Source organism: Methylobacterium sp. BTF04 (assembly GCF_010692745.1).
Taxonomy (GTDB): domain Bacteria; phylum Pseudomonadota; class Alphaproteobacteria; order Rhizobiales; family Beijerinckiaceae; genus Methylobacterium.
Genome location: NZ_JAAHTB010000084.1, coordinates 1 through 6,435 on the forward strand (window position 1 = coordinate 1; position 6,435 = coordinate 6,435).

The window sequence follows — 6,435 nt, forward strand, 5'->3', positions numbered from 1 at the left end:
TGCCACAGTCGAAAAGCCCTGGCCTTCCTCCACTGGGCCTCCGTCCGCCTCATGACCCGAAAGCTCTGCCAGACCGAATAATGATCCCGGACAGACTCTTAGATATCATCATCAAGGGTGTGATCCAGAATTCTAAATCAAGGATCGCGAGCGAACGTCACAGTGAAAATGCACTGCTTGCTCGACTCAGGCGTAAGTTCAACAAGAACAAGGATATTTTACTTAGGGCCGTTGGTGCCGAAAATCTACCGGAAAGGGGACCAGGTTTGGCTCGCGCTCGTCGCGATCTTGATAAATTAGAAGACGCCGGCATCCTCATCGATCGCTCGGGACTCGATCCTGCTCTTGCTAGGCAACCGATAAGAAGCCGAAATATGTAAATTCAAAAATCGTCTACTAACCGGCAAAACGTGGGGTACCTACAGGGAGGTACCCCATGAAAACCCAATACAAATCTATCGCGAATGCTTTGCCCGAATATCAACGGTATTACACCGTGCCGGAGGCTGCGAGAGCGATCGGTGTCCCCAGCTACAAGATCCGCCGCGCTGTCAAGCTCGGCATCATCCCGAGCTATGGGGTTCTTGATCGCCGGCAATACGTCCGGATCAAAGACATTCAGGAGGCTATGGCAAGCCACAGCAACTCCGTGAACGACCAAAAATCGCTTAATCTTTCTGACGTTGTTGGATTGCTGGGAGGTTCTCTGTGAACCATTCCATCGACGACCAAAAAGATACAAAGGCGAGCAACTTTCGGACTCTCGCGCCACTATATTGGGACCGCGCCTACCGCGTCCTTCCCCTTGAGCTGGGCGCTAAACGCCCCGCCAAAGAACTCAAAGGCTGGCAAGGCTACGCATCTGGCCCGCTCAGCACTGATAAGCGTGCCGAGTTGATCAGCCGTTACTCAAATCGCGGTTTGGGCATCCTTACTGGTACCGAGCTATCGGAAAGGTATCGCCTTGGCGCGATCGACGTCGATCAGGACGCCTTCGTCGCCATGGTAGAAGTCGTGCTCGGTGCCGTAACTTGCGCAAAGCGAGGCAAAAAAGGCCTCACGGCTTTCGTTCGATATAGCGAAGACCTTAAGTCAACAAAAGTCGTCGATTCTACTAGTGGTGGTGCTATCGACATCCTATTGGGCGGAAAATTCTGCGTGCTGCCTCCGTCAATACACCCCGAAACACTTATGCCATATGAATGGGTCGGTACTCCACTGCTCGAAGCAGATCATGAATCGTTGCCGGTGATCGATCGCGAAACGCTGAGGTTGTTGAAGACCATAGTCGGATCACCGCATGCGCAGTCGCTTACCTCTGGGACCGGAACACACGATGCCGGTGTCGCGCTTACAGCGCAACTCGTCGCGTACGGCTGCGAGGACCAGCAGATCACCGCCATTGTGATCGCGCTGCTGCCCGCGGGTTACGATGGTAATTCATTGGCCGAATTGCCTGAATGGATCGAGAGCGCCCGCAAGAAAGGATTTGCCGACACCGCCAAGAAGGATGGCGGAGGGCGGGGCGATACTACTTCTGCGGCGGAGGCTCTTTTAGCAAAACTAAAAGAGTGTGGAGTCGAGTTGTTTCATGACGATCGGGGTCGAGGATTTATTTCTGTACCGACCAAAACGAATGGTATTCTGACGTATCTTCTTTCCTCGTCAGCCGCTGCATCGATGTTTCAGCAGCTGTATTATACCGTCACTGGAAAGGCACTGAAGGAGATGGCATGTACTGAAGTGACCGCTTTGCTCCAAGCTCGTGCCATGTTCGATGGCCCGTGCGAAAAAATCTTCACCCGCATCGGCCGCTTCGGATCTGATGTTGTCATTGATCTCGGCGGATCAGATGGAAGTGTCGTTCACATCACTGCGGGCGGCTACCAGGTCCTATGCCGTAGCCCGGTTCGGTTTGTGAGGACGGCTGGGATGCTTGAACTCCCTAAGCCGACGAGCGGCGGTGATCTCCGTCAGTTCCAAAAGCTGCTTGGCTTGTCTGAAGATACTTATATTCTGGCACTTGCTTTTCTGCTTAACGCCCTTCGCCCCGGGGGGCCATACCTCTGCTTGCTCGTCGAGGGAGAGCAGGGCAGCGGTAAGAGCTTCCTCAGCTCAGTTCTCCGCAAATTGATCGACCCGAATCAGGCAGAAAAAGTTCGTCTACCTGAAAACGAGCGCGATCTTATGGTGATGGCCGACGCTCTATTTCTGCTGGTGTTCGACAACTCCTCCGGTATGAGCGCCAACGTATCCGACGCACTTTGCTCTTTGGCGACAGGTGGCGGATACGTGAGCCGTAAGCTCTACACCGATGGTGAGCTCTACATGACCAATGCTACGCGGCCATTTATCATCAATGGCATTAGTGATGTGGCGACGAAATCGGACCTCATTGAGCGTGTCATCCCCGTTGAGATGAGACGCATGGAAGATGAGGCACGAAGAACAGAAGCCGAGATGAACGACGAGATCGAGATCATACTGCCCGGTCTTCTGGGGGCTCTTTATACGGCCGTTGCATGCGCAGTGAAAAATGAAAATCAGACTGTGGTTTCGAACAATATTCGTATGGCGGATGCGGCGCGATGGCTAGCTGCTGCTGAGTCTGCCACGGGTATGGCAGAGGGCACGATCGTGAATGCATTGATACACTGCCAGACAGAACGAATCATCGAACGCACTAATAACGATGTTGTTGGAGCGCCACTTAAAGATATTCTTCAGACCGGTCCCTTTGAAGGAATAATAGCAGATCTTCTATTGAGGATAAAGCCAGAGCGTCCACCAAGATATTTTCCGGACACGCCGCTCAAGCTGTCTAAACATCTTGACCGCATTAAGACTGGTCTAAAGCTGACTGGTATTCATCTTGAGCGAGGAAAACGAAGCAAAAAGGGCCAGGTTATTCGAATTTGGATGGAAGGCCAGGAAAATGAAAGGTCGATATCAGCATCTCCGCCCGGAGCGCCAGTATACTGATCCAAGGTGTAGAGGGTGACGATGATGTAGGTTCCCACCCCTTTCCTTTGAAATAATGGGTGGGGGGGGGAGGGTCTCCTCCCCTCTTGAACGGCGGCTTGCGCGGACCGTCTGTCGTCTACACCATCTGCATCCGCGACATCGAACGATGACAGAACTGCCGCTTCACAAGCATTGGTTCGCGAGACTAGGCAATCAACCGGCGGTATTCCTATGAACTGTGGAATACAAGCCCTTGTATGTCCGGGCTATTGGGCTGTCTGCGCGCTTATCGTGGTTACAGCTGTGGTTACAACAAATTCTCTCTCCAGAGATCTGCTGCGCTTGTTCGAGGTGAGGCGATGAATTTACTCCGTTAACTGCGGCAAGTGGCGAATAATTGTCCGTCTTGTAACCGCATGTTTTTCTTTTGTTTGCGTTCCCTGGAGTTCTGGCGATGACCACTTCTTTCAATATCAATGTGACAAAGCGGGATCGGCATCGCAAGCTGCGATCTGGTGAGGTCGTGACCAACACACGGTGGGTGCTGAACTACAAGGATCCGAAGTCCGGCCAGCGTGTCCAGCTCTTCTTCGAACGCCAGAAGGAGGCCATTGCCAAGCGGAACGCGATCCAGGCGGCCGTCGAGACGCGTACCTACGTTCCTGCGCGTGAGATGATCACTGTCGCCGAAGCCGTTGCACTTTGGCTTGAGGGCCGCCGTGGCGAGGTGAAGAATCAGACGCTTCATGGCTATGAGCAGGGCGCACGCTACATTTCGGAGCCGCTGTTGGTCGGGGCGACACCAGCACAGCGCCGGGCCTATACGGAGACCGGGCATATCCCTGTGGGCGCACTTCTGAAGCCTACCCTGGGTGAAATCAAAATAGATCGTCTCGGTACGGCGGATATCAGAACCTGGCACAAGATGCTGTCGAGGGAGGTTGGTCCGTCCTCGGCGAGCCGGGCGCGGAAATACCTTGGGAGCGCTCTCGCCCTCGCGGCGGAAGACCTTGGTATACGCCCGCCGACGATGCCCTCCCGACTCAAAGGGGCGCCAAAGGTCAAGAAGGCAATCCTCACCTCGAACCAGATCGTCGAGCTTCTTGCCATCGCGCAAAACGACCCTGAGAAGGGCGTCTACGTCGCCTTCCCATTCTTAGCCGGCACGCGTCCCAGCGAACAGCTTGCCCTGATGTGGGAGGACGTGGACTTCGAGACGAACGTTATTCTCATCCGGCGGATGCAGGAGATGAGCGGCGTCGTTTGTGAGGTCACTAAGACCGAGGCTGGGCGCCGCTCAATCCCGATGCCGACCCGGTTGCGGTCCATGCTGCTCGCGTGGCGGGCCATTTGCCCCTGGCGCGAAGGAGAACCCCGTCGCGTCTTTCCAGGTCTCGGTGTCCGCAGGACGTGGCCCCAGCCGCGTGTCGGGGGTGGCGGGACACTTCTCTACTCAAACTTCCGCTCGCGAATTTGGGCGCCGCTGCTGAAACGGGCCGGCGTGCCCTACGTCACGCCGCACTCCGCCCGCCACTCGTTCATCTCAATGCTACAGGCGGAAGGCGTTGAGGTTGGTCTTGTGGCGAAGATCGCCGGTCATGCCAGCCCGGCCGTAACCCTCAGCCACTACACACAGGCCGTCCGTGGCGGTGAGGTTGCGCTCGCCGCTATCGAGCGGGCTTACGCCGCGTGACCTAGGGCTTCGTTTCGCGCAGTGTCGAATTCTTTCATGTCGGATTACCAATTGGCGGGCCAGTTTTCGTTAAGTACGCTAGAAGGTGATAGATTCCGCAACAAACGGCCGCATGTTTTGATTTTCTGGACTTTAAACCGGAAACCAGAGGGCGTGCGTCATGTCAAAGCAAAATCTCTCTGAGCCTAGAGTTGCTACGGCCCGCGGCGCGGTCCACAATTCCATTTGCTTCAATCTTGCTGCAGCTCATCTAGAAGCGGCCCGGCAACACTCCGCCGCCGCCGACGCCCATGCTTTCGCGGCCGAGTTGCACTTCGAGGCTCTTGTGCCCGAAGAGGACTTTGACCCGAGTGCGCACCAGGAAGCCGTGAGTGCGAGCGCCGATGCGGCGATACAGACAGATACCGCGACTGAATCGACTGCGTTGACGGGCGATGCGATCTGCAATCCGCACGATGCGCAGCGTGAGGCAAACGATGCGTTGCGCCAAGCCGAAGACGGCGAGGATCCGCGCGACAGCCACGCGAACGCAGCAAAGCAGCACGCCTCGCTATCCGCCCATCATGCCCAGGCGACCCACGACTTCGCACCGAACAGTCAGGAAGCCCAGGAAGCGGCCGCAGAGGCCAACAGTGCCGCGATGCGGGCCGAGGACGCCGTGACGGCGGCAAAAGTTCCTTGAAGGGGCTATTCGCGATAATCCGCGCGCTCATGGGGCGTAGACCACCGCCGGTGAAAGTCATATTCGAGCGTTTCGTATATTAATCCTGCTCAGCCCCAAACGCGTAGGATGTGTTTTCTTCAGTCGTGAACGGTGGCCGGGTCGCGGTATGTCTGCCGCTGGGACATCGCGCGTCGGACCGTTCTCGGCATCGACCCGGTCGATAACGGTGAACAGTTCGTTCCAACCAAGGCTTGCCGCCGCGGTGCAGGCTTTAGTCGTGATGGCGTGCTTCGGCCGGACTTCAGGACGAAAGCCACGTGACCGGAGCTGAAATCTGATGATGGGCACCACCCATTGCTCAATAAATGCGGTCAGTAATTCGATTACGAAGCATTTGTCGTAATGCGCTGAATAAAAATATAATCTAGACTGATGCAAGTGGGGTCGCGCGTCTGTTCTATTTTGTGAAAGTACTTTTTTGTCTCTGTTCAATGCGCGAGTGAGGGTGCGTCGGGGCGTTACAGGTTCATCGCTCAGAGTCTGTACGGGATCATTTTGCGGTCTGGCAGAGCTTACGGATCATAAGTCGGATTGAGGCCCAGTTAAGGAAGGCTAGGGTGTGAACCGCATCAAGGCGTTGCTCTGGCTTAGGTTTTGTGATTCACGGCCGTCGTTTACAGCCTGGAGGCGACGATGGCGGACCTGTTTTGGCTCTCGGATGAGCAATGGGCGGTGATCGAACCGTTCATGCCGAAGAACCAGCCCGGCCCCGAGCGCAGGGACGACCGACAGGTCATCTCCGGCATCGTGCACGTGCTGACGTCCGGCTGTCGCTGGCGCGACTGCCCGTCAGCGTATGGCAAGCGCACCACGGTCTACAACCGCTTCAATCGCTGGTCCCGGCGCGGCTTCTGGAAAGCGATGCTGGCGGATCTGGCCAAGGCTGGATGGGCCGGTGACGCGGCGGCCATCGACAGCAGCTACATCAAAGCCCATCGCTCGGCGCACGGCGGAAAAGGGGGGCCAAGGCGCAAGGCATCGGCCCGTCGCGCGGTGGCCAGACCACCAAGATCCACGCCCTCACCGACGTCCTCGGTCGCCCCGGCGTCCTCCT

General features: G+C 56.3%; 5 protein-coding genes and 1 pseudogene. All 6 read left to right on the top strand.

The annotated features are described in order from the left end of the window. Window positions 1-380: hypothetical protein (locus tag G3T14_RS22620; RefSeq protein WP_204263013.1), on the top strand; the 380-nt coding region annotated here is incomplete at its 5' end. A gap of 56 nt (window positions 381-436) precedes the next feature. Continuing rightward, window positions 437-712, top strand: a complete 276-nt coding sequence (locus tag G3T14_RS22625) for a helix-turn-helix domain-containing protein (protein ID WP_163644762.1) — start codon at window positions 437-439, stop codon at window positions 710-712. After that, window positions 709-2,982: a bifunctional DNA primase/polymerase gene (locus G3T14_RS22630; RefSeq protein WP_163644763.1), complete on the top strand. Its 2,274-nt coding sequence runs from the start codon at window positions 709-711 to the stop codon at window positions 2,980-2,982. Before G3T14_RS22625 ends, G3T14_RS22630 begins: the two co-directional genes overlap by 4 nt. Before the next feature lie 436 nt (window positions 2,983-3,418). Then, complete coding sequence (locus G3T14_RS22635) at window positions 3,419-4,657, top strand: site-specific integrase (RefSeq protein WP_163644764.1); 1,239 nt, start codon at window positions 3,419-3,421, stop codon at window positions 4,655-4,657. Between the two features lie 160 nt (window positions 4,658-4,817). Then, a complete protein-coding gene (locus G3T14_RS22640) occupies window positions 4,818-5,339 on the top strand; it encodes a hypothetical protein (RefSeq protein ID WP_163644765.1) in 522 nt (173 codons plus the stop codon). A 675-nt stretch (window positions 5,340-6,014) separates the two neighbouring features. Beyond that, window positions 6,015-6,435 (top strand): annotated as a pseudogene (locus tag G3T14_RS22645) (IS5 family transposase); the annotation flags it as partial.

Bases quoted from the DNA above. Each gene is read 5' to 3' on its own strand.
- G3T14_RS22625 (WP_163644762.1), top strand. From the start codon at position 437: ATGAAAACCCAATACAAATCTATCGCGAATGCTTTGCCCGAATATCAA.
- G3T14_RS22635 (WP_163644764.1), top strand. From the start codon at position 3,419: ATGACCACTTCTTTCAATATCAATGTGACAAAGCGGGATCGGCATCGC.
- G3T14_RS22640 (WP_163644765.1), top strand. From the start codon at position 4,818: ATGTCAAAGCAAAATCTCTCTGAGCCTAGAGTTGCTACGGCCCGCGGC.